The organism is Pseudomonas sp. DWP2-2 (assembly GCF_049897065.1).
GTDB lineage: Bacteria > Pseudomonadota > Gammaproteobacteria > Pseudomonadales > Pseudomonadaceae > Aquipseudomonas > Aquipseudomonas paracarnis.
Map to the genome: position 1 here is coordinate 285170 of NZ_JAFCVN010000005.1, position 20724 is coordinate 305893.

Genomic DNA, 20724 nt, shown 5'->3' on the forward strand with positions numbered 1-20724 from the left:
GTGAGCCAAGCTAATGACCGATAAGCCTCAAGTACCCGCACACGCTACCCCGAGTGAAAGCCTGGAGGCCGCTGCTGTCGCGGCGTACCTTGAGGCTAACCCGGACTTCTTCGTCGAGCACGAAGAACTGCTGCCGGCCCTGCGCATCCCCCACCAGCGCGGCGATACCGTGTCGCTGGTGGAGCGGCAAATGAAGATCCTGCGCGAGCGCAACATTGAAATGCGCCACCGACTCTCTCATCTGATGGACGTGGCCCGCGACAACGACCGCTTGTTCGACAAGACCCGCCGCCTGATTCTGGCCCTGATGGATGCCGCCAGCCTGGAAGAAACGGTGATCGCCGTGGAAGACAGCCTGCGCGAGGATTTCCAGGTGCCCTTCGTCAGCCTGATCCTGTTCAGCGACAACCCGATGCCGGTGGGGCGCTGGGTCACAGGTGGCGAAGCGCAGACGGCCATCGGTGGCCTGCTGTCCGAAGGCAAGACCGTCAGCGGCACCTTGCGCGAGCATGAGCTGGACTTCCTATTTGGCGCCGAACAGCGCAAGCAGATCGGCTCTACGGCCGTTATCGCCCTCAGCCATCAAGGCTTGCACGGGGTACTGGCCATCGCCAGCCGCGACCCGGCGCACTACAAAAGCTCGGTGGGCACGTTGTTCCTGACCTATATCGCCGAAGTGCTGGGCCGCGTCCTGCCACGCCACACCACCACCCTGCGCGCGGTGCGCTGATCATGGAGCGGCAACTGGACGCTTACTGCGCTCACCTGCGCAATGAGCGCCAGGTGTCGTCCCACACGCTGGAAGCTTATCGGCGGGACTTGAACAAGGTCCTGGCCTATTGCGAAAAACAGCACGTCAGCAGTTGGAAGGCCCTGGATATCCAGGCCCTGCGCAGCCTGGTCGCCCGGTTGCACCAACAGGGCCAATCCTCCCGCAGCCTGTCTCGCCTGCTATCGGCGGTGCGCGGCCTCTATCACTACCTCAATCGCGAAGGCCTGTGCGACCACGACCCGGCCAATGGCCTGTCACCGCCCAAAGGCGAACGGCGCCTGCCCAAGACCCTGGACACAGACCGCGCCCTGCAATTGCTCGACGGTGCCGTCGAGGATGACTTCCTGGCCCATCGCGACCAGGCAATCCTGGAGCTGTTCTACTCCTCGGGCCTGCGCCTGTCGGAGCTGACGGGCCTGAACCTCGATCAGCTGGACCTCGCCGATGGCCTGGTGCAAGTGCTCGGCAAAGGCAGCAAGACGCGCGTACTGCCCGTGGGCAGGAAAGCCCGCGAAGCCTTGCAGCTATGGCTGCCGCTACGCCTTCTGACCAACCCTGCAGACGATGCCGTGTTTGTCAGCCAGCAAGGCCGGCGCCTGGGGCCGCGCGCGATTCAACTGCGGGTCAAGGCTGCCGGCGAGCGCGAGCTGGGGCAGAATCTGCACCCGCACATGTTGCGTCATTCCTTTGCCAGCCACCTGCTCGAATCCTCCCAGGACCTGCGCGCCGTGCAGGAGCTGCTCGGGCACTCGGATATCAAGACCACGCAAATCTACACCCACCTCGACTTCCAGCACCTGGCAACGGTGTACGACAGCGCCCATCCACGGGCCAAACGCATCAAGGGCGGCGACTCATGAGTATCAAGCTGATTACCTTCGACCTGGACGATACCCTCTGGGACAACGTACCCGTCATCATCAGCGCCGAAGCGTCGATGCGCGAATGGCTGGCGACCCACGCGTCCAAGGTCGGCGACCTGCCCCTTGAGCATTTTGCCAGCCTGCGCCAGCAGGTGCTGCAGCGTCATCCCGAACTCAAACACCGTATCAGCCTGCTGCGTCATCGCGTGTTGATGCATGCGTTCGAGGAGGCCGGTTATCCCCAGCCTGAGGCCACAGAGATGGCGGATGTCTGCTTCGAAGCGTTCATCCACGCACGCCACCAACTCACCGTGTTTCCGGAAGCCGAGCCGATGCTCAAGGCGCTGCGCCAGCACTTCCTGCTCGGCGTGATCACCAATGGCAATGCCGATGTGCAGCGTGTGGGCCTGGCGGACTACTTTCACTTTGCCCTGCGCGCTGAAGATATCGGCATCGCCAAGCCGGATGCACGGCTGTTTCATGAAGCACTGCAACGTGGCGGTGTGGACGCCAGCGCGGCAGTGCATGTGGGCGATCATCCTGGGGATGACATCGCCGGCGCGCAGCAGGCGGGACTGCGGGCAGTGTGGTTCAACCCCACGGGCAAGGCCTGGGAGGGTGACAAGCGCCCGGATGCGCAGATTCGCAGCCTGACGGAGTTACCGCCACTGCTGAGTCGCTGGAGCTAACACTGCCCCCAATGTGGGAGCTGGCTTGCCTGCGATAGCGGTGGATCAGTCAACACAGGGCTCGCAGATAGACCGCTATCGCAGGCAAGCCAGCTCCCACAGGGTATTGCAGCAAACCGGTAAATTGCTCCAAGCATGAAAAAGCCCGCAGCGACGGCGGGCTTTTCTTACAAGCAGGAGGCAGACCTCAGATAGGTCGGCTGCCGTACTTGTTATCCGGCTTCTTCGGTGGATCAGCCACCACGTTGGCCTCGACTTCCTGCACTTTGCCGCCTTTAGCGAGGAACTCTTCCATCGCACGGGCCAGGGCATCGCGCTCTTTGTTCTTGGCTTCAACGCTCGGCAACTCGTCTACCGACACAGCCGCCTTGGCTTTGCCTTTGGCTTTGGGAGCCGCGTCATCGCCAACACTGTCATCGACGTCCTCAGCAACGTCTTCGGCCGCAACTTCAAGACCGTCTTCGGTGTCGTCTTCATCACCTACTTCGAGGTCGTCTTGTTCCAGATCATCGTCGCTCATGTTCTACCTCATGACTTGCGAAAAGCAGATTAGTTATAGCCCAGCTTCACCCTCTGTCGAGGTTGCCGGAAAAAAATCAACATCCACTGGATCACCAGTGGCTTATGCCCCTTCACCATGCAAGGTGGCGAGGACTTTACGAGCACCGCCATGATCACGGTGCTCGCCCAGATAAACACCTTGCCAGGTCCCTATCGCCAAGCGGCCGGCCTTGACCGGCAAACTCAGCTGGCAGCCCAGCAGACTGGCCTTGAAGTGCGCCGGCAGATCATCCGGACCTTCGTCGTTATGTTCAAACCCTGCGCGACCTTGTGGCACCAGCAGGTTGAAAAAACGCTCGAAGTCACGGCGAACCGCCGGGTCGGCATTCTCGTTGACGGTCAACGAGGCCGAGGTGTGCTGCAGCCACAGATGCAACAGGCCCACACGGCACGCCCTCAACTCAGGCAAGCCGGCAAGCAACTCGTCCGTTACCAAGTGAAAGCCCCGGGGCTTGGCCCGCAGGGTAATCAGGGTCTGTTGCCACATACAGTTCTCCGCCCATCGGCGCGCATTCTAGCGCGCTCTGGGAAAAAACAAAGTGCCTAATACGCCTTCATGCCTGTAAGACATTTGCACCCTTAAAAGTGCAGTGTGGATCCCATCACAAAGTCGATAAAAAACCCATGCACCTTTAGCCACAGACAAACGCCGGGCAAAAAAATGCCCGGCAAGCCGGGCATGTTTTTTTCGCGTAGTTACAAGTTGTAGCCGCGCTCGTTGTGTTGCGCCAGGTCGAGGCCGACCGCCTCTTCTTCTTCGGTGACACGCAGGCCCATGACCATGTCGAGCACCTTGAGGATGACGTAGGTCACAATCGCCGTGTAGATCACGGTGAAGCCCACGCCTTTGCACTGGATCCAGACCTGGGCCGCGATGTCGGTCACGGTGCCGAAGCCGCCCAGAGCCGGAGCTGCGAACACACCGGTGAGGATCGCACCGACGATACCGCCAATACCGTGCACGCCGAAGGCGTCCAGGGAGTCGTCATAACCCAGTTTGCGCTTGAGGCTGGTCGCGCAGAAGAAGCACACCACACCGGCGACCAGACCAATCACCAGGGCGCCCATCGGGCCCACGGTGCCAGCCGCTGGTGTCACGGCGACGAGGCCGGCGACCACGCCCGAGGCGATACCCAGTGCGCTTGGCTTGCCGTGGGTGATCCACTCGGCAAACATCCAGCCCAGGGCCGCAGCTGCGGTAGCGATTTGAGTTACCAGCATCGCCATGCCCGCGGTGCCGTTGGCCGCCGCAGCGGAACCGGCGTTGAAGCCAAACCAGCCGATCCACAGCATGGCCGCGCCCACCAGGGTATAGCCCAGGTTATGCGGGGCCATCGGGGTGGTGGGGAAGCCTTTGCGCTTGCCGAGCACGATGCACGCCACCAGGCCAGCCACACCCGCGTTGATGTGCACAACGGTGCCGCCGGCGAAGTCCAGCACGCCCCAGTCCCACATCAGGCCGCCATTGCCGCTCCAGACCATGTGCGCAATCGGCGCATAGACCAGGGTGAACCAGATAGCCATGAAGATCAGCATCGCGGAGAACTTCATACGCTCAGCGAAAGCACCGACGATCAGCGCCGGAGTAATGATGGCAAAGGTCATCTGGAAGGTGATGAACACGGCTTCCGGAAACAGCGCCGCCGGCCCGGTGATGCTGGCTGGGGTGACACCCGCCAGGAACGCCTTGCCCATGCCGCCGAAGAAGGAATTGAAGTTGACCACACCTTGTTCCATACCGGTGGTATCGAACGCGATGCTGTAGCCGTAGACAACCCAGAGGATGCTGATCAGGCCAGTGATGGCGAAGCACTGCATCATCACCGACAGAATATTCTTGGAGCGGACCATGCCGCCGTAGAACAGCGCCAGGCCAGGGATGGTCATGAACAGCACCAGCGCGGTGGCGGTAAGCATCCAGGCGGTGTCGCCGGAATTGAGGACTGGAGCAGCCACTTCATCTGCCGCCATGGCCAGGCTTGGCATTACGATGGACAGCAGGGCTCCGAGCCCTGCGAATTTACGCAGAGTCATATTGTTTTCTCCTGGGGCGTTGGGGTTTGGCGGCTTAGATTGCGTCGGTATCGGTTTCGCCGGTACGGATGCGAATAGCCTGTTCCAGATTGACCACGAAGATCTTGCCGTCACCGATCTTGCCGGTGTTGGCCGCCTTGGTTATCGCCTCGATAACCCGATCAAGATCCTTGTCGTCAATGGCGACATCGATCTTCACCTTCGGCAGGAAATCGACCACGTATTCCGCGCCGCGATACAGCTCGGTATGACCCTTCTGCCGACCGAAGCCCTTGACCTCAGTAACGGTAATGCCCTGCACGCCGATCTCGGACAGTGACTCGCGTACATCGTCCAACTTGAACGGCTTGATGATGGCAGTGACTAGCTTCATGAAAACTCTCTCCCGAATTTGGTGGACTTGCCCCAGGAAAACAAACCCGTCTCAAGTCTAAGCGCAGTGCCTGGCTTTGTAACGCATCGTCGCCTCGGCATTTGCCGTCGCGACGCCAGCGAACCACTGGTGACGAGCCCTGTACCCCGGATCCGTCGGCGCACTGCATTCGTCACAGCGACTGCATCAGTGCATGGGTCATGATCGTCTAAGCAGAAACCTTGCCAGCTCCGTAAAAACCACCGAAATCAATCCTTTGCCCGCTTATGCCCACCTACGGGGCGCCTGTGCGGCCGCAATGCGCATCAAAACAGTGCGCAGCCGCCCGCCCCAATGCGCGAAAACCGTGCGCAGCGGGGCGTGAAAATGACTATAGACGCTGCGTGGTACACTGCCGACCAACTGTTTTCCGGAATATGTCCAATGCTCGCGCCCAAAGACTTCCTCGACGCCCTGAGCGGCCACGCCTCTCGCCTGTTCAGCGGCGACACTCCGCTGCCCCGCAATGAAATCGAAAGCCAGTTCAAGGCTTTGCTACAGAGTGGTTTCAGCAAGCTCGACCTGGTCAGCCGGGAAGAGTTTGACAGCCAGATGGTGGTGCTGGCCCGCACACGTGCGCGGCTGGAGAGCCTGGAGGCGAAGGTGGCTGAACTTGAAGCACGGTTGGCGCCACCTTCTGCCGAGTGAACGCGATTGTTGTGGGAACTGGCTTGCCTGCGATCACGGTTTATCAGCGGATGATTCTTTGCTGACACACCGTGATCGCAGGCAAGCCAGCTCCCACATTCTGTTTTGCATTGCCGTGCGGATACGTTCTGTAAAACCTCTCCGCCCCGCTCCATCCCACCTCGTCTACCCTTGAAAAAACCGCAGGAAGCGGCCCTCCCATTCAAGGAACGAGCATGTCCCTCGCCATCGTCCACAGCCGCGCCCAGGTCGGTGTAGAAGCCCCCGCTGTCACCGTCGAGGTGCACATGGCCAATGGTCTGCCGTCTCTCACTCTCGTGGGTTTGCCCGAAACTGCAGTGAAGGAAAGCAAGGATCGCGTGCGCAGCGCCATCCTCAACTCGGCGCTGCAATATCCGGCCCGCCGCATCACGCTCAATCTCGCGCCCGCCGACCTGCCCAAGGACGGCGGGCGTTTTGATCTGGCGATTGCCCTGGGCATCCTGGCAGCCAGTGTGCAAGTGCCGGCGTTGATGCTCGATGACGTGGAATGCCTTGGGGAATTGGCGCTGTCCGGCGAGGTGCGCGCGGTGAAGGGGGTGTTGCCGGCCGCGCTGGCGGCGCGCAAGGCCGGGCGCACCGTGATAGTGCCGCGCGCCAATGCCGAGGAGGCGTGCCTGGCGTCGGGGTTGAAGGTGATTGCGGTGGATCACTTGCTGCAAGTGGTGGCGCACTTGAATGGGCATGTGCCGATTGAGCCCTATAGGTCCGACGGCTTGCTGTACTTGAACAAGCCTTACCCAGACCTGAGTGAAGTGCAGGGCCAACTCGCGGCCAAGCGAGCATTGCTGATCGCGGCGGCGGGCGCGCATAACCTGTTGTTCAGCGGGCCACCGGGCACCGGCAAGACTTTATTGGCCAGCCGGCTACCGGGCTTGCTGCCGCCGTTGAGCGAGCAGGAAGCGCTGGAAGTGGCCGCGATCCAGTCCGTGGTCAGCCTGGCACCGCTGAGCCATTGGCCAAACCGCCCGTTTCGCCAGCCGCACCACTCGGCATCCGGGCCGGCGCTGGTGGGTGGCGGCTCGAAGCCACAACCGGGGGAAATCACCCTGGCCCATCACGGGGTGTTGTTCCTGGATGAGCTGCCAGAGTTCGATCGCAAGGTGCTGGAGGTGCTGCGCGAGCCATTGGAATCGGGACATATCGTGATATCCCGCGCCCGTGACAGGGTGCGCTTCCCGGCGCGCTTTCAACTGGTCGCGGCGATGAACCCCTGCCCTTGCGGCTACATGGGCGAGCCCAGCGGGCGTTGTCGGTGTACACCGGAGCAGATCCAGCGCTATCGCAACAAGCTCTCCGGGCCGTTGCTGGACCGGATTGATTTGCACCTGACAGTCGCGCGGGAGGTCACTGCGCTGAACCCCGCCCAACAAGCCGGTGATACCACCGCGCAAGCGTCCGCTCAGGTGGCGCAAGCCCGGGAACGCCAGCACCAGCGCCAGGGTTGCGCCAATGCATTCCTCGATCTGCCCCGGCTGCGCGAACACTGCCAGTTGGCCAAAGCCGATGAAAGCTGGCTGGAAAGCGCGTGTGAGCGGCTGACATTATCACTGCGCGCAGCCCATCGATTGCTCAAGGTGGCTCGCACCCTGGCGGACCTTGAGCAAGTGGAAGGCATCGCCCGCCATCATTTGGCGGAGGCGTTGCAGTACCGACCAGCCGCAAATGGCTAGCACTTGTCAGGCAAAATCCAGCAGCAGCCTCGCCACTTCCAGCACTTCTTGCAGCGCCGCTTCTGCGGACTCTGCGGAAGGCTTGAGCATCAGGTCATCGGCATAGCCCATCGCCAGGGCGAAGATCTGCCGTGCAGCGCGTTGAGCCGACTCGCAGCGAAAGACGCTATCGGCAACGCCCCGCTCGATCACCTCGGCAAGCATGCTTTGCCATTGGGCGTTGATTACCAGATAAGCCTGGGTCATTTGCGCGTCATGCATGGCCTCGTCCCAGGCGTCGAGCCACAGCGCCCAGCCGGCGTCAGCGGTGCTGGGCAGGCAGTCGCGCAAAAAACCCACGAGCGCCTCCAGGGGTGGCGCATCGGCCAACGGCTCGCGCACTTCATCCAGTTGCTCATTGGCAAAGCATACGAAGGCTTCGCGGCGCAGTTCATTCCAGTCGCTGAAGTAGTGATAGACATGACTGCGCGACAAGCCGGCATGTTCGGCGAGGTCACGGGTGGATACATCGGCGAAACCCTTGCTGCGAAACAGCTCCAGGGCGGCGGCGATGATCTGGTCTTTACGGTCGGTACGCGACATGGGCAATTCCTTCGAGCACGAGCAGATAAGCGGCGCTTGCTTTTTGAGCGATCGCTCAAGGATACTTGAGCAGTCGCTCAATAATAGCGTCTATTACTCCTCTGGTGCACCCATGACATCCGTCACCCCACAAATTCTGATCGAAGAAAGCAAGAAAATCGGCCAGCAGTCTGCCAGCCAGACCCTCAAGGCTATTGCCAGAGCCTATCCCGGCAAGCTGTCTTGCACCTTGTCGCTGGTGGCGCTGGAGAACGCGCTGTTGTTGGCTTACCCACTGTTTGCCGGGTTCGCGGTGGATTCGATTATCCGTGGCGATACCACCAGTGCGTTGCTGTATGCCGCCGTGGTCATGGCGTTCTGGGCCGTTGGGGCGGCGAGACGGGCGCTGGACACCCGTACGTTCACGCGCATCTACGCGGACCTTGCGGTGCCGGTCATTCTCAACCAGCGCCAACAGAACCACAGCACCTCGAAATCGGCGGCACGGGTAGTACTTGCTCGGGAGTTTGTCGACTTCTTTGAAAAGCACGTGCCTATCATCGCCACGGCGTTGGTGTCGATTGTGGGCGCGGCAGTGATGCTGATCGTGATTGAGCCATGGGTAGGCATGGCGTGCCTGGCGGCCCTGCTGCTGTGCATCACCTTGTTGCCGCGTTTTGCCCAGCGCAATCAGGCGCTGCACGAACGTCTGAACAACCGCCTGGAAAAAGAAATCGGCCTGGTCGAAAAGGTCGGCGCGCCGACCCTGCGACGCCACTACCAGGTGCTGTCACGCCTGCGCATCTGGCTGTCAGACCGCGAGGCTGCGGCGTTCCTGTTTATCGGCATGACCGCGGCCTTACTGTTCGTGGTTGCGATCAGCCAATTGGCCATGTCCCCAGCGGTGAAGGCCGGCCACATCTACGCCGTCATGACCTATCTGTGGACCTTCGTCACCAGCCTGGACGAAGCGCCAGGCATGGTCGACCAACTGGCGCGGCTCAAGGACATTGGCAAGCGCGTAGACCCAGGGCTTGGGGAGGCCTGAGCCTCAACGAAACCGATCCACCTCATGACGCAAGCCTGCCGCCAAGGTCTCCAGTTCCTTGGCGGTAACCGCCAGGTTGGACACCACTTCACGCTGCTCGCTGTTGGCCAGCGCAATGCTCTGCAGGTTGCTGCTGAGCAAGGTCGCGGTGCTGCTCTGTTCCTGGGTGGCGGTGGTGATCGCAGCAAATTGCTGGCCGGCCGAGCGGCTTTGCTCGTCGATACGCGCCAGGGCCGAGGCCACATCGGCGTTGCGCGACAGGCCTTCCTGCATCAGCGCATTGCCGTGCTCCATGGTGCTGATGGCGTTACCGGTTTCCTGCTGGATGCTCTGGATCATGCCGGAGATTTCATCGGTGGCCTGGCGGGTGCGCGAAGCCAGGTTGCGCACTTCGTCGGCGACCACGGCGAAGCCACGGCCTTGCTCGCCGGCGCGCGCGGCCTCGATGGCAGCGTTGAGCGCCAGCAGGTTGGTCTGTTCTGCGATGGCGGTAATCACGCCGACGATCCCGCCGATTTCCTGGGAACGCTGGCCCAGGGTGTTGATCACGGCAGCGGTGCTGTTCAGCGCAGTGGCGATATGTTCCAGGGACGATGACGCCTCTTGCATCGAACTGCGGCCGATACGGGTTTGCTGGGCATTCTCTTGAGCCAGGCGCTCGGTGTTGCCCATGTTGTCGGCAATGTTCAGCGAGGTAGCACTGAACTCTTCCACCGCACCGGCCATGCTGGTGATCTCGCCGGACTGCTGCTCCATGCCTTCATAGGCACCGCCGGACAAGCCCGACAGCGCCTGGGCGCGGCTGTTGACCTGTTCGGCGGCGGTACGGATATGCGACACCATGGTCGACAGCGCCTCACCCATCTGGTTGAAACTACGCGCCAGCTGGCCGATTTCGTCATGGCTGGACACATTGAGCCGCGCACTCAAATCGCCCGCGCCCAGGGCCTGGGCCTGGCGCACCAGCTCGCTCAATGGCGCCAGCTTGCTGCGCAACAGCCACACCGTGGCGCCCACTGCCAGCAACATCGCCAGCACACTGCCGATCACCAGGCGGATGCCGACTTCCCAGGTCACTGCGCGAATCTCAGCCTTGGGCATGCTCGCTACCACCGCCCAAGGGCCGCCTTCAAACGGCACCGAGACACTATAGAGATCTTCGTTTTTGTCGCTCCAGAAACGGCCAGCACCCGGCTTTTTCGCCAGGTCGAGCATCACGGCAATCGCCTGATCCGGCGCTTGCACGCCAGCCGGCGGCACCAGCCAGTGCTTTTGCTCATCCAGCAGCGCGAGGGAGCCGGTCTGGCCGATACGGAAGCGCTTGAGGTTTTCAAACTGGGCGTTCTGGGCATCGGTGTAATCGAAACCGATGAACAGCACGGCGATGACCTGCCCACTGCTGTCACGTACGGGGCTGTATTGGGTCATGTAGGAGCGGTCGAACAACACGGCACGGCCGATGTAGGTCTGGCCGCTCACAACGCGCTGGTAGGCCGCGCCCTGACGGTCGAGCACGGTGCCAATGGCGCGATTGCCGTCCTGCTTGGTCAGGGAGGTGCTGACGCGGATAAAGTCGTCGCCGCTGCGCACGAACACCGTGGCCACGCCACCGGACATCTGCTTGAACTCATCCACCTCTTCGAAGTTATTGTTCAGCACCTCATTGCCCAAGTAGAGGCTCGGCGTCTGCACGCCGGCCACGGCCACGGGCTGGTCCGCACGCACACTCAAGCCGGCGCCGAAGCGCTTTTCAAACAGCCCGCTCAAACGCTGGGTGCTTTCACGCAAGGTGCTGTGGAAGGTGTTGAGTTGGTCGGCGAGCAAACGCGCCTCGCTGGCCAAGTGTTCCTCGCGGGTGGCGAGGTTGGCGGAGTCGAGGGTACGCAGGGCAAAGACCGTACTGCCGCTGATCACGACAGCCAGAATCACGGCGAGTGCAAGGCCTAACTGGGAGGCAATCCGGGCACGAGGTTGAGACATGACAGCTCCTGGCCGAGGCCAGGATCATCCTGATCTCATAGCGCTGCTCGGCAAATTATCTAGTGGGAAACGGTAGTGCACGAGGGTTCCAACACCTTTCTTCGGCGGCATTTGGCAATACTTGAGCGAATCACAGGGGTATCCCGCAAACGATTGCACAAACGGTCCGGCCCTACTCAATCGAGGCGTTCAACCTGAGGCAATTCCATCGCCTTGACTTCACCCTGAAGAAATTCCGCCAGCCGTCGCAAACGTTCGCCACCCGGACGGGTTTTCGGCCACACGAGGTAGTAGCTTTCCCCACTGGCCACGGCCGTAGGCCACGGCAGGCTCAAGCGTCCCTGCGCCACGTCTTCGGCCACCATCAGCAAATCCCCCATGGAGACGCCATAGCCTCGGGCGGCGGCTATCATGCCCAATTCAAGCGTGTCGAACACCTGCCCACCCTTGAGTGAAACGTGAGATGACAACCCCATGCGCTGCAGCCAGTAACGCCAGTCGCGGCGGTCAGGCGTCGGGTGCAGCAGTTCGGCGGTTGCCAGCCGCGTCACGTCCCAGGGACCGTCGTCCAACAGATTCGGCGCTCCCACCGGGATAAGCATTTCCGCAAACAGATAACTGGCCTCCCAGTCCGCCGGAAAGTGCCCGTTGCTGAGCAACACCGCGCAGTCGAATGGCTCTTGGTTGAAGTCCACTTCATCAATGCTCATCCACGCACTGGTGAGTTGCACCTCATTGCCTGGCTGCAACGCGCGGAAGCGACTCAACCGCGCCAGCAGCCAGCGCATGGTCAAGGTGGACGGCGCCTTCATACGCAGGATGTCATCTTCGGCATTCAAAGTATGGCAAGCACGCTCCAGGGCAGCGAAGCCTTCCCGTACGCCTGGCAGCAACAAACGCGCCGCTTCCGTGAGCTGCAACGTGCGCCCGCTGCGCTGGAACAATCGGCAGGCGAAATAATCTTCGAGCGTACGGATATGCCGGCTGATCGCACTCTGGGTAATCGACAATTCCTCAGCCGCACGGGTAAACGAGTGGTGACGGGAGGCGGCTTCAAATGCCCGCAAAGCATAAAGAGGAGGAAGACGACGAGACATGCTGAAAGCTCCGACTGGGCAATCTGGAGACCCTACCAGAATCGCTCATGCATGAGTTTTAATCATGCCAACGATCGCTTTTATCCTTTTGTGCAATGCGCTGAATGCGCCGAGAATCAACCCTTCCCTACCTTCCTGACCATTCGAGTGTGATGATCATGCAACATCCGGCACGTACCGAACTCTGGGCCATTCTGCGGCTATCAGGGCCGTTGATTGCCTCACAGTTGGCGCACATGCTGATGGTGCTGACCGACACCTTGATGATGGCGCGCTTGAGCCCCGAGGCACTGGCCGGCGGAGGCCTGGGCGCGGCGAGCTATTCGTTCGTGGCGATCTTCTGCATCGGCGTGATCGCAGCCGTGGGCACCCTGGTCGCCATTCGCCATGGCGCGGGCGATATCGACGGCGCCACTCGCCTGACCCAGGCCGGGCTGTGGCTGGCGTGGTTGATGGCCCTGGCGGCGGCGTTGCTGTTATGGAACTTGAAGCCGGTGCTGCTGATGTTCGGCCAGACCGAAACCAACGTGCATGCGGCCGGACAATTTCTGACGATCCTGCCCTTTGCCCTGCCCGGCTACCTGAGCTTCATGGCCCTGCGCGGCTTTACCAGCGCCATCGGCAAGGCCACCCCGGTGATGGTGATCAGCCTGTGCGGCACCGTGGTCAACTACCTGCTCAACCATGCGCTGATCGAAGGCATGTTCGGCCTGCCGAAACTGGGCCTGATGGGCATCGGCCTGGTGACCGCCATCGTCGCCAATGGCATGGCGCTGGCACTGATGTGGTACATCCGCAGCAACCGCACCTACGCCGCCTACCCGCTGGGCACAGGCCTGCTGCGCCTGAATACCCACTACCTGCGCGAGCTGTGGCGCCTGGGCCTGCCGATTGGCGGCACCTATGCGGTAGAGGTCGGGTTGTTTGCCTTTGCGGCGTTGTGCATGGGCACCATGGGCAGCACGCAGTTGGCGGCACACCAGATCGCCCTGCAGATTGTCTCGGTGGCCTTCATGGTGCCGGCGGGGATGTCCTACGCGGTGACCATGCGCATCGGCCAGCATTACGGCGCCGGGCAGTTGCTGCAGGCACGCCTGGCCGGACGAGTGGGCATAGGATTCGGCGCCATGGTGATGTTGGGGTTTGCGGCGGTACTGTGGCTGTTTTCCGACCCGCTGATCGGACTGTTCCTCGACCATGACGACCCGGCGTTCCATGACGTCATCGTCCTGGCGGTGAGCCTGCTGGCCGTCGCCGCCTGGTTTGAATTGTTCGATGGCGTGCAGACCATAGCCATGGGTTGTATCCGTGGCTTGAAGGACGCCAAGACCACCTTCCTGGTGGGCCTGGGTTGCTATTGGCTGATTGGCGCACCGTCAGCCTGGTTGATGGCGTTCACCCTGGGTTGGGGGCCAACAGGCGTCTGGTGGGGCCTGGCACTGGGCCTGGCGTGTGCGGCGGTGAGCCTGACCTGGGCATTTGAGGCGAAAATGAAGCGGATGATTCGGCAGGAGCCGGATGCTCCTGTTGGATTCCGAGCGGCCCTGCCTGACTAGCGAGTACACGCGGCACATGTGGGAGCTGGCTTGCCTGCGATAGCGGTGTGTCAGGCTAATCATTATTAGCTGAACGACCGCTATCGCAGGCAAGCCAGCTCCCACATTTGAACCACTTTGAAGGCTTAACCCAACAGCGCCTGCTGGCTTTGCCCGAACATCAGGTATTCCACCAGCTCGGGCAGCGGCAACGGCTTGCTGATCAGGTAACCCTGGACCTGGTCGCACCCAAACAAGCGCAAAAGCTCAAGCTGCTCAGGGGTTTCCACGCCTTCGGCGACCACTTCCAGGTTGAGGTTGTGGGCCAGGTTGATCATGGCGTGCACCAGCTTGCGGTTTTCTTCGCGCTCTTCCATGCCGCCGACAAAGCTCTTGTCGATCTTCAACAAGGCAATCGGCAGGCTGTTGAGGTGCACAAACGACGAAAAACCGGTGCCGAAATCATCCAGGGAAAACCGCACACCCAGCCGGCCAAGGGCGTCCATGGTCTGCTTGACCAGGTCGCTGCGGCGCATCACGGCGGTTTCGGTCAATTCGAACTCCAGCCATTGCGCTTCCACGCCGCGCTCGGCAATCAGGCGGCTGAGGGTAGACAGCAACTGACTGTCCTGGAACTGGCGAAACGACAGGTTGACCGCCATGTGCAGCGGCGGCAGGCCGCGTTCACGCAGGTCTTGCATGTCGCGCAGAGCTCGGGAGATCACCCAGTAGCCCAATGGCACGATCAGACCACTCTGTTCGGCCAGCGGCACGAATTCGCTAGGCGGCAACAAGCCGCGTTCACCGTGGCGCCAGCGCACCAGAGCTTCGAGGCCAACGATATGACCATCGTCCAGGTCCAGTCGCGGCTGGTAATGCAGCTCCAACTCATCGCGACGCAAAGCCCGGCGCAGTTCACTTTCCAGGTCGGCCAGGCTGCGCGCGTTGCGGTTGATGCGTTCATTGAAGATATGAAAGGTACAGCCTTGGGTGCTTTTGGCCTGCTGCATGGCGATATGGGCATGCCACATCAACGGGTCGGCGCCAGCGCGGGCTCGAGCATGGGCCATGCCCAGGCTGCAACCGATCAACAGGCTTTCGCCATCCACCCAATAGGGTTCGGCCATCACTTCGGTGATGCGCTCGGCCATCCATTCGGCGCGCTGGGGCGCCCGGCGGGTATCGATCAACAAGGCAAACTCATCGCTGCCCAGGCGCGCCAGTTGGTCCCCGGCTTCGAGCTGACTCTTGAGCCGCGACACCACTTGCAGGATCAAACGGTCGCCCGCCTGATGGCCGAGGGCATCGTTGGCATGACGAAAATTGTCCAGGTCCAGATGGCCGAGGGCCAGGCCACGGCCTTCGTTTTCTGCCAGCCGGGCGGCCAGCAAGGTCTGGAAGCCCTGACGGTTGGCAATACCGGTGAGCGGGTCTTGCTCGGCCAGGCGCTGCAAGGTGTTTTCCAGCACGCCGCGCTCGCGCACATGGCGCAGGCAGCGGCGCAAGGTGTCGGCGTCCAATGCATCCGACACCAACCAATCGCTGACACCCAGCGGCGACACCAGTGGCTCCTGCTCCAGCAGCAATACACACGGCAGGCTGCACCGGCCGGGGCCGGGCTGCAGGCTGGGCGTGGTCAATAACACAGCACCCTGGTCGTCATCGAACAGGCGGCTTACCGAGTCCCAGTTGGGCGCACTGATCAGCACAGCCCCTTCGCCCATCGGCTCCAGGCACTCGCGCAACAACGCTGCCCACTCGGGCTCATCGGCCAGCAGCAGCAAACGCAAGGGTTCGACAGGCGTAGACACGCTAACTCCCTAGACTCTGCAAAATTTCATTAGCGGTGCCATTATGACGTGCGGCCTGACAATGACAAAGGATGACAAATGATAGGTGTTATCAAACACGCAGACTGTAAATATTAGTCTCGAATAATCCTTAACATCCTGCGGCAAAGTAGCAAAACCGGCAAATTTAGATCGAGTGGTACGTCACACCGTCGTTCTATGGCAGCAGAATCTTTCCAGCCTGTTAAAATGCCCGCCCTTTTGAACAACGACCCCTGAAATTCCGTATGTCCCGACTCAATCCCCGGCAGCAAGAAGCCGTGAACTACGTCGGCGGCCCTCTATTGGTGCTCGCCGGTGCAGGCTCCGGCAAGACCAGCGTGATCACGCGCAAGATCGCGCACTTGATCCAGAACTGCGGCATCCGCGCCCAGTACATCGTCGCCATGACCTTCACCAACAAGGCGGCACGGGAAATGAAAGAGCGGGTCGGCACCCTGCTCAAAGGCGGCGAAGGCCGCGGCCTCACCGTGTGCACCTTCCACAACCTGGGCCTGAACATCATCCGCAATGAGCATGTGCGACTGGGCTACAAGCCCGGCTTCTCGATCTTCGACGAGACCGACGTCAAGGCCCTGATGACCGACATCATGCAGAAGGAATACGCGGGCGACGACGGCGTCGACGAAATCAAGAACATGATCGGCTCGTGGAAAAACGACCTGATCCTGCCCGCCGAAGCCCTGGAAGCTGCACGCAACCCCAAGGAGCAGACCGCTGCCATCGTCTACACCCACTATCAGCGTACGCTCAAGGCGTTCAACGCTGTGGACTTCGACGACCTGATCCTGCTGCCAGTCAAGCTTTTCCAGGAGCACAAGGACATCCTGGAGAAGTGGCAGAACAAGGTGCGTTACCTGCTGGTGGACGAATACCAGGACACCAACGCCAGCCAATACCTGCTGGTGAAATTACTGATCGGCACGCGCAACCAGTTCACCGTGGTGGGCGACGACGACCAGTCGATCTACGCCTGGCGCGGCGCCCGCCCGGAAAACCTGATGCTGCTCAAGGAAGACTACCCCTCCTTGAAAGTGGTGATGCTGGAGCAGAACTACCGCTCCACCAGCCGCATCCTGCGTTGCGCCAACGTGCTGATCTCCAACAACCCCCACGAGTTCGAAAAACAACTGTGGAGCGAGATGGGCCATGGCGACGAGATCCGTGTGATCCGCTGCCGCAACGAAGACGCCGAAGCCGAGCGCGTCGCCGTGGAAATCCTCAGCCTGCACTTGCGCACCGACCGGCCCTACAGCGACTTTGCGATCCTGTATCGCGGCAACTACCAGGCCAAACTGATTGAGCTGAAGCTGCAGCATCACCAGGTGCCGTATCGCCTGTCGGGCGGCAACAGCTTTTTCGGACGCCAGGAAGTCAAAGACCTGATGGCCTACTTCCGGCTGATCGTGAACCCGGACGACGACAACGCCTTCCTGCGCGTGATCAACGTGCCGCGCCGGGAAATCGGCTCCACCACCCTGGAAAAGCTCGGCAACTACGCCACCGAACGCAAGATCTCGATGTACGCCGCCACCGACGAAATCGGCCTGGGCGAACACCTGGACACGCGCTTCACTGATCGCCTGTCACGCTTCAAGCGCTTCATGGACAAGGTCCGCGAGCAGTGCGCCGGCGAAGACCCGATCAGCGCCCTGCGCAGCATGGTCATGGACATCGACTATGAAAACTGGCTGCGCACCAACAGCTCTAGCGACAAGGCCGCCGATTACCGCATGGGCAACGTCTGGTTCCTGATCGAGGCGCTGAAGAACACCCTGGAAAAAGACGAAGACGGCGAGATGACCGTCGAGGACGCCATCGGCAAGCTGGTGTTGCGCGACATGCTCGAGCGCCAGCAAGAAGAGGAAGACGGTGCCGAAGGCGTGCAGATGATGACCTTGCATGCGTCCAAGGGCCTGGAATTTCCCTACGTGTTCATCATGGGCATGGAAGAGGAAATCCTCCCGCACCGCTCCAGCATCGAAGCCGACACCATCGAGGAAGAACGCCGCCTGGCCTACGTGGGCATTACCCGCGCACGTCAGACCCTGGCCTTCACCTTTGCAGCCAAGCGCAAGCAATACGGTGAAATCATCGATTGTGCCCCCAGCCGGTTCCTGGATGAACTGCCGCCGGACGACCTGGCCTGGGAAGGCAATGACGACACTCCCACCGAGGTGAAGGCCGTTCGCGGCAACACCGCCTTGGCGGATATACGCGCGATGTTAAAGCGCTAGAATCGACTACTTTTTAATCTACTTTCGGCGCACAACGCGCCATTAGAGGAAGCTTTCCGTGGAAGCACTGCACAAGAAAATTCGCGAAGAAGGCATCGTGCTTTCCGATCAGGTCCTCAAGGTTGACGCCTTTCTGAACCACCAGATCGACCCGGCACTGATGAAACTGATCGGCGACGAGTTCGCCGCACTGTTCAAGGATTCGGGCATCACCAAGATCGTCACCATCGAAGCGTCGGGCATTGCCCCGGCGATCATGACCGGGCTGAACCTGGGTGTGCCGGTGATCTTCGCCCGTAAGCAACAATCCTTGACGCTCACGGAAAACCTGCTGTCGGCCACGGTGTATTCCTTCACCAAGAAAACCGAAAGCACCGTGGCGATCTCCCCGCGCCACCTGACCAGCAGCGACCGCGTGCTGGTGATCGATGACTTTTTGGCCAACGGCAAGGCGTCCCAGGCGCTGATCTCGATCATCAAGCAGGCCGGCGCGACCGTAGCCGGCTTGGGCATTGTGATCGAGAAGTCGTTCCAGGGTGGGCGTGCAGAACTGGATGCACAGGGTTATCGGGTTGAGTCGCTGGCGCGGGTGAAGTCGCTGGCCGGTGGTGTCGTGACCTTTATCGAGTAATCACTGTGTGGGAGCTGGCTTGCCTGCTCCCACATTAGGTTTTGCGTTGCGCTGTCAGTGGGCGGTGGCCTGCAGTCCGGCCAGCAGCAAGCGTTGATACAGGTCTTCCTTGATGCCCTCCGGCTTATCCAAGCGCATCCGCTGCAAATGCTCGGGAAACGCCTCCGGCTCCGGCGCGTCGAGTGCCGCCTTGCCCAACTCCAGAATTTCCGTGAGCTTGAATTTGCTCTTGAGCCAGTTCAGCGCCCGCAACAAGTCCCGCTCCTCATCCGTGAAGTCACTGCCCAGGGGGTATTCGGGAAACAAGCGACGGTGCCTGGCCTGAATCGCCTGGAGCCGCTGCGGCGTGTTGTCGGCAAAACGCGGATCCAACTGGAAATCCTTGGGCAGTTTGCCGGCCTTTTGCGCCTGCTCAATCAAGTCGTGCTGGAACCTTGAGTCAGTGATGTTCAGCAACGCTTCGATCACCTTGGCATCCGTCTGACCGCGCAAGTCGGCAATACCGTATTCGGTAATGACGATATCCCGCAGGTGCCGGGGAATGGTGCAGTGGCCGTACTCCCAGACGATATTGGAACTGACCTCACCCGCCGACTCGCGCCAGCTGCGCAAAATCAGGATTGAGCGTGCACCTTCCAGCGCATGCCCCTGGGCCACGAAATTGTATTGCCCACCCACGCCACTGAGCACGCGACCGTCTTCCAACTGATCGGCCACGCCCGCGCCGAGCAAGGTGACCATGATGGCGCTGTTGATAAACCGCGCATCCAGGCGCTGCAAGCGCTTGAGTTCTTCCTGGCCGTACAGCTCGTTGATGTAGCTGATGCGGGTCATGTTGAATGCCTGGCGCTTGGCATGGGTCATTTCCTGCAAGCGCTGGTAAAAACTGCGAGGCCCCAGGAAGAAACCGCCATGGATCGACACGCCATCGGGTTGCGCCGCGTCGTCCAGGGTGCCCGCGTTGGCCTGCATCTGGGTCGCCACATCCGGGTAGACCTTGCGCCGCACGATCCCGGCATCCGCCAATACCAGCAGGCCGTTGACGAACATCTCGCTGCAACCGTAAAGGCCACGGGCAAACGGCTCGACGCCGCCTTCGCGGCTGATCAACGGCGCCCACTGGTACACATCCAAGTCGGTGAGCAACAGGCGATAGGCTTCGTTGTCGGCCTGGCGCGCCAGCAAGGCAGCCGTCAGTGCATCGCCCATGGAGCCGATGCCAATCTGCAACGTACCGCCATCACGCACCAGGGTGCTGGCATGCAGGCCGATAAAATGATCCTGAAAGCCCACCGGCATGTTCGGAGTGGAGAACAGCGTGGTGCTGTCTTTTTCATCCAGCAGGTAGTCGAACTCATCCATGCCCAACTCGGCATCGCCAGGCATGTAGGGCAAATCGCTATGGACCTGGCCGACGACCAGGATGGTCTCCCCAGCCGCGCGGCGCTTGGCGATCATGGGCATCAGGTCGAGGGTGATATCCGGGTTGCAGCTCAGGCTCAGGCGGTCGGGATGCTCGCTGCTACTGGCAACCAATTGCGCCACCAGGTTCAGGCCGGCGGCATTGATGTCGCGGGCCGCATGGCTGTAGTTGCTGCTGACGTAATCCTGTTGCGCCGCGGCGCTGTGGAGCAAGCTGCCGGGCTGCATGAAGAATTGCTGCACACGGATATTCCTCGGCAGGCTGCCCTTGTGCAGGTCCGCGAGGAAATCCAACTCGGGGTAGTCGCCAAACACTCGTTCGATGAAAGGTTCGATAAAGCGCTTTTGAAGACCGTCACCCTGCGTAGGACGGCCCAGGCTCAAGGCCGTATAGAGCGTCAGCGCCCGTTCGGGCAATTTTGCGATGCGCCGGTACAGCGCGTTGACGAACAGATTGGGCTTGCCCAGCCCCAGCGGCATGCCCATGTGGATATGCGCCGGCAGGCGCTCCAGTACGTCGTCAACTGCTTGCTCGATTGAACACAACTGCACCATCCGACTGCTCCCGAACATTCCATGAATTAGGGGTTGGACCGAGCTTGCCGGGTCTTTGCTGCAATGAACAGCCTGAATACCAAATCGCGGGCACAAAAAAGCCGCTGGTAAGCGGCA

Annotated in this window: 18 protein-coding genes; 9 read left to right on the forward strand and 9 right to left on the reverse strand. The window is 61.1% G+C overall.

Annotated elements, in window-relative coordinates; all coding sequences use genetic code 11:
- The first annotated feature begins 13 nt into the window (after positions 1-13).
- The 3 genes from ACP7CZ_RS14040 to ACP7CZ_RS14050 are packed head-to-tail and all read left to right on the forward strand — an operon-like array spanning position 14 to position 2324.
- Positions 14-730: a DUF484 family protein gene (locus ACP7CZ_RS14040; protein WP_054896015.1), complete on the forward strand. Its 717-nt coding sequence runs from the start codon at positions 14-16 to the stop codon at positions 728-730.
- A 2-nt stretch (positions 731-732) separates the two neighbouring features.
- Positions 733-1632 (forward strand): tyrosine recombinase XerC, encoded by a 900-nt coding sequence (xerC, locus tag ACP7CZ_RS14045; RefSeq protein WP_034129054.1) that lies wholly within the window; start codon positions 733-735, stop codon positions 1630-1632.
- Positions 1629-2324 carry an HAD family hydrolase gene (locus ACP7CZ_RS14050; RefSeq protein WP_014720460.1) on the forward strand — a complete coding sequence of 232 codons (696 nt, stop codon included), beginning with the start codon at positions 1629-1631 and terminating at the stop codon, positions 2322-2324. The genes xerC and ACP7CZ_RS14050 overlap by 4 nt, the downstream gene beginning before the upstream one ends.
- A gap of 187 nt (positions 2325-2511) precedes the next feature.
- Here the strand turns inward: ACP7CZ_RS14050 and sutA are convergent, their stop codons facing one another.
- The 4 genes from sutA to glnK form a co-directional block, all read right to left on the reverse strand.
- Entirely contained in the window at positions 2512-2844 is a 333-nt protein-coding gene (gene sutA / locus ACP7CZ_RS14055; protein ID WP_014720461.1) for a transcriptional regulator SutA, read from the reverse strand.
- Positions 2845-2946: 102 nt separating this feature from the next.
- Positions 2947-3372, reverse strand: a complete 426-nt coding sequence (locus tag ACP7CZ_RS14060; RefSeq protein ID WP_034129056.1) for a secondary thiamine-phosphate synthase enzyme YjbQ — start codon at positions 3370-3372, stop codon at positions 2947-2949.
- A gap of 209 nt (positions 3373-3581) precedes the next feature.
- On the reverse strand, positions 3582-4919 hold the full coding sequence (locus ACP7CZ_RS14065) for an ammonium transporter (RefSeq protein WP_020302863.1): 1338 nt from the start codon (positions 4917-4919) through the stop codon (positions 3582-3584).
- A gap of 34 nt (positions 4920-4953) precedes the next feature.
- The gene (gene glnK, locus ACP7CZ_RS14070) at positions 4954-5292 is read right to left on the reverse strand and encodes a P-II family nitrogen regulator (RefSeq protein WP_002555808.1); all 339 of its coding nucleotides are present in this window, start codon (positions 5290-5292) and stop codon (positions 4954-4956) included.
- 423 nt (positions 5293-5715) lie between these two features.
- Here glnK and ACP7CZ_RS14075 point away from each other — a divergent pair, with 423 nt between their 5' ends.
- The gene (locus tag ACP7CZ_RS14075; RefSeq protein WP_034129057.1) at positions 5716-5979 is read left to right on the forward strand and encodes an accessory factor UbiK family protein; all 264 of its coding nucleotides are present in this window, start codon (positions 5716-5718) and stop codon (positions 5977-5979) included.
- A gap of 215 nt (positions 5980-6194) precedes the next feature.
- Entirely contained in the window at positions 6195-7691 is a 1497-nt protein-coding gene (locus ACP7CZ_RS14080; RefSeq protein WP_294192331.1) for a YifB family Mg chelatase-like AAA ATPase, read from the forward strand.
- Between the two features lie 6 nt (positions 7692-7697).
- On the opposite strand, the gene ACP7CZ_RS14085 is transcribed toward ACP7CZ_RS14080, so the two are convergent.
- Positions 7698-8273 (reverse strand): TetR/AcrR family transcriptional regulator, encoded by a 576-nt coding sequence (locus ACP7CZ_RS14085; RefSeq protein WP_294192329.1) that lies wholly within the window; start codon positions 8271-8273, stop codon positions 7698-7700.
- A 112-nt stretch (positions 8274-8385) separates the two neighbouring features.
- Here ACP7CZ_RS14085 and ACP7CZ_RS14090 point away from each other — a divergent pair, with 112 nt between their 5' ends.
- Complete coding sequence (locus ACP7CZ_RS14090) at positions 8386-9300, forward strand: ABC transporter six-transmembrane domain-containing protein (protein WP_034129060.1); 915 nt, start codon at positions 8386-8388, stop codon at positions 9298-9300.
- A gap of 3 nt (positions 9301-9303) precedes the next feature.
- On the opposite strand, the gene ACP7CZ_RS14095 is transcribed toward ACP7CZ_RS14090, so the two are convergent.
- On the reverse strand, positions 9304-11280 hold the full coding sequence (locus ACP7CZ_RS14095; RefSeq protein WP_294192323.1) for a methyl-accepting chemotaxis protein: 1977 nt from the start codon (positions 11278-11280) through the stop codon (positions 9304-9306).
- 176 nt (positions 11281-11456) lie between these two features.
- On the reverse strand, positions 11457-12377 hold the full coding sequence (locus ACP7CZ_RS14100; protein WP_014720465.1) for a LysR substrate-binding domain-containing protein: 921 nt from the start codon (positions 12375-12377) through the stop codon (positions 11457-11459).
- A gap of 152 nt (positions 12378-12529) precedes the next feature.
- Between ACP7CZ_RS14100 and ACP7CZ_RS14105 the strand changes: the two genes are divergently transcribed.
- Positions 12530-13933: a NorM family multidrug efflux MATE transporter gene (locus ACP7CZ_RS14105; protein ID WP_054917116.1), complete on the forward strand. Its 1404-nt coding sequence runs from the start codon at positions 12530-12532 to the stop codon at positions 13931-13933.
- A 125-nt stretch (positions 13934-14058) separates the two neighbouring features.
- Here ACP7CZ_RS14105 and ACP7CZ_RS14110 read toward each other — a convergent pair whose 3' ends face one another.
- Complete coding sequence (locus tag ACP7CZ_RS14110; protein ID WP_054896019.1) at positions 14059-15723, reverse strand: putative bifunctional diguanylate cyclase/phosphodiesterase; 1665 nt, start codon at positions 15721-15723, stop codon at positions 14059-14061.
- Between the two features lie 266 nt (positions 15724-15989).
- Here ACP7CZ_RS14110 and rep point away from each other — a divergent pair, with 266 nt between their 5' ends.
- Positions 15990-17999, forward strand: coding sequence for a DNA helicase Rep (rep, locus tag ACP7CZ_RS14115; protein WP_294192316.1), 2010 nt, complete (start codon positions 15990-15992; stop codon positions 17997-17999).
- A 58-nt stretch (positions 18000-18057) separates the two neighbouring features.
- Entirely contained in the window at positions 18058-18630 is a 573-nt protein-coding gene (locus ACP7CZ_RS14120; protein ID WP_003195447.1) for a xanthine phosphoribosyltransferase, read from the forward strand.
- Between the two features lie 54 nt (positions 18631-18684).
- On the opposite strand, the gene ACP7CZ_RS14125 is transcribed toward ACP7CZ_RS14120, so the two are convergent.
- Complete coding sequence (locus ACP7CZ_RS14125) at positions 18685-20607, reverse strand: acetyl-CoA hydrolase/transferase C-terminal domain-containing protein (RefSeq protein ID WP_054896020.1); 1923 nt, start codon at positions 20605-20607, stop codon at positions 18685-18687.
- Between the last annotated feature and the right edge of the window lie 117 nt (positions 20608-20724).

What these genes read in the sequence shown, in the direction of transcription:
- ACP7CZ_RS14095 (WP_294192323.1), bottom strand. Translation starts at nt 11,280, where the DNA reads ATGTCTCAACCTCGTGCCCGGATTGCCTCCCAGTTAGGCCTTGCACTC.
- ACP7CZ_RS14085 (WP_294192329.1), bottom strand. Translation starts at nt 8,273, where the DNA reads ATGTCGCGTACCGACCGTAAAGACCAGATCATCGCCGCCGCCCTGGAG.
- rep (WP_294192316.1), top strand. Translation starts at nt 15,990, where the DNA reads ATGTCCCGACTCAATCCCCGGCAGCAAGAAGCCGTGAACTACGTCGGC.
- sutA (WP_014720461.1), bottom strand. Translation starts at nt 2,844, where the DNA reads ATGAGCGACGATGATCTGGAACAAGACGACCTCGAAGTAGGTGATGAA.
- ACP7CZ_RS14080 (WP_294192331.1), top strand. Translation starts at nt 6,195, where the DNA reads ATGTCCCTCGCCATCGTCCACAGCCGCGCCCAGGTCGGTGTAGAAGCC.
- ACP7CZ_RS14090 (WP_034129060.1), top strand. Translation starts at nt 8,386, where the DNA reads ATGACATCCGTCACCCCACAAATTCTGATCGAAGAAAGCAAGAAAATC.
- ACP7CZ_RS14050 (WP_014720460.1), top strand. Translation starts at nt 1,629, where the DNA reads ATGAGTATCAAGCTGATTACCTTCGACCTGGACGATACCCTCTGGGAC.
- ACP7CZ_RS14125 (WP_054896020.1), bottom strand. Translation starts at nt 20,607, where the DNA reads ATGGTGCAGTTGTGTTCAATCGAGCAAGCAGTTGACGACGTACTGGAG.
- glnK (WP_002555808.1), bottom strand. Translation starts at nt 5,292, where the DNA reads ATGAAGCTAGTCACTGCCATCATCAAGCCGTTCAAGTTGGACGATGTA.
- ACP7CZ_RS14105 (WP_054917116.1), top strand. Translation starts at nt 12,530, where the DNA reads ATGATCATGCAACATCCGGCACGTACCGAACTCTGGGCCATTCTGCGG.
- ACP7CZ_RS14075 (WP_034129057.1), top strand. Translation starts at nt 5,716, where the DNA reads ATGCTCGCGCCCAAAGACTTCCTCGACGCCCTGAGCGGCCACGCCTCT.
- ACP7CZ_RS14040 (WP_054896015.1), top strand. Translation starts at nt 14, where the DNA reads ATGACCGATAAGCCTCAAGTACCCGCACACGCTACCCCGAGTGAAAGC.
- ACP7CZ_RS14065 (WP_020302863.1), bottom strand. Translation starts at nt 4,919, where the DNA reads ATGACTCTGCGTAAATTCGCAGGGCTCGGAGCCCTGCTGTCCATCGTA.
- xerC (WP_034129054.1), top strand. Translation starts at nt 733, where the DNA reads ATGGAGCGGCAACTGGACGCTTACTGCGCTCACCTGCGCAATGAGCGC.
- ACP7CZ_RS14100 (WP_014720465.1), bottom strand. Translation starts at nt 12,377, where the DNA reads ATGTCTCGTCGTCTTCCTCCTCTTTATGCTTTGCGGGCATTTGAAGCC.
- ACP7CZ_RS14060 (WP_034129056.1), bottom strand. Translation starts at nt 3,372, where the DNA reads ATGTGGCAACAGACCCTGATTACCCTGCGGGCCAAGCCCCGGGGCTTT.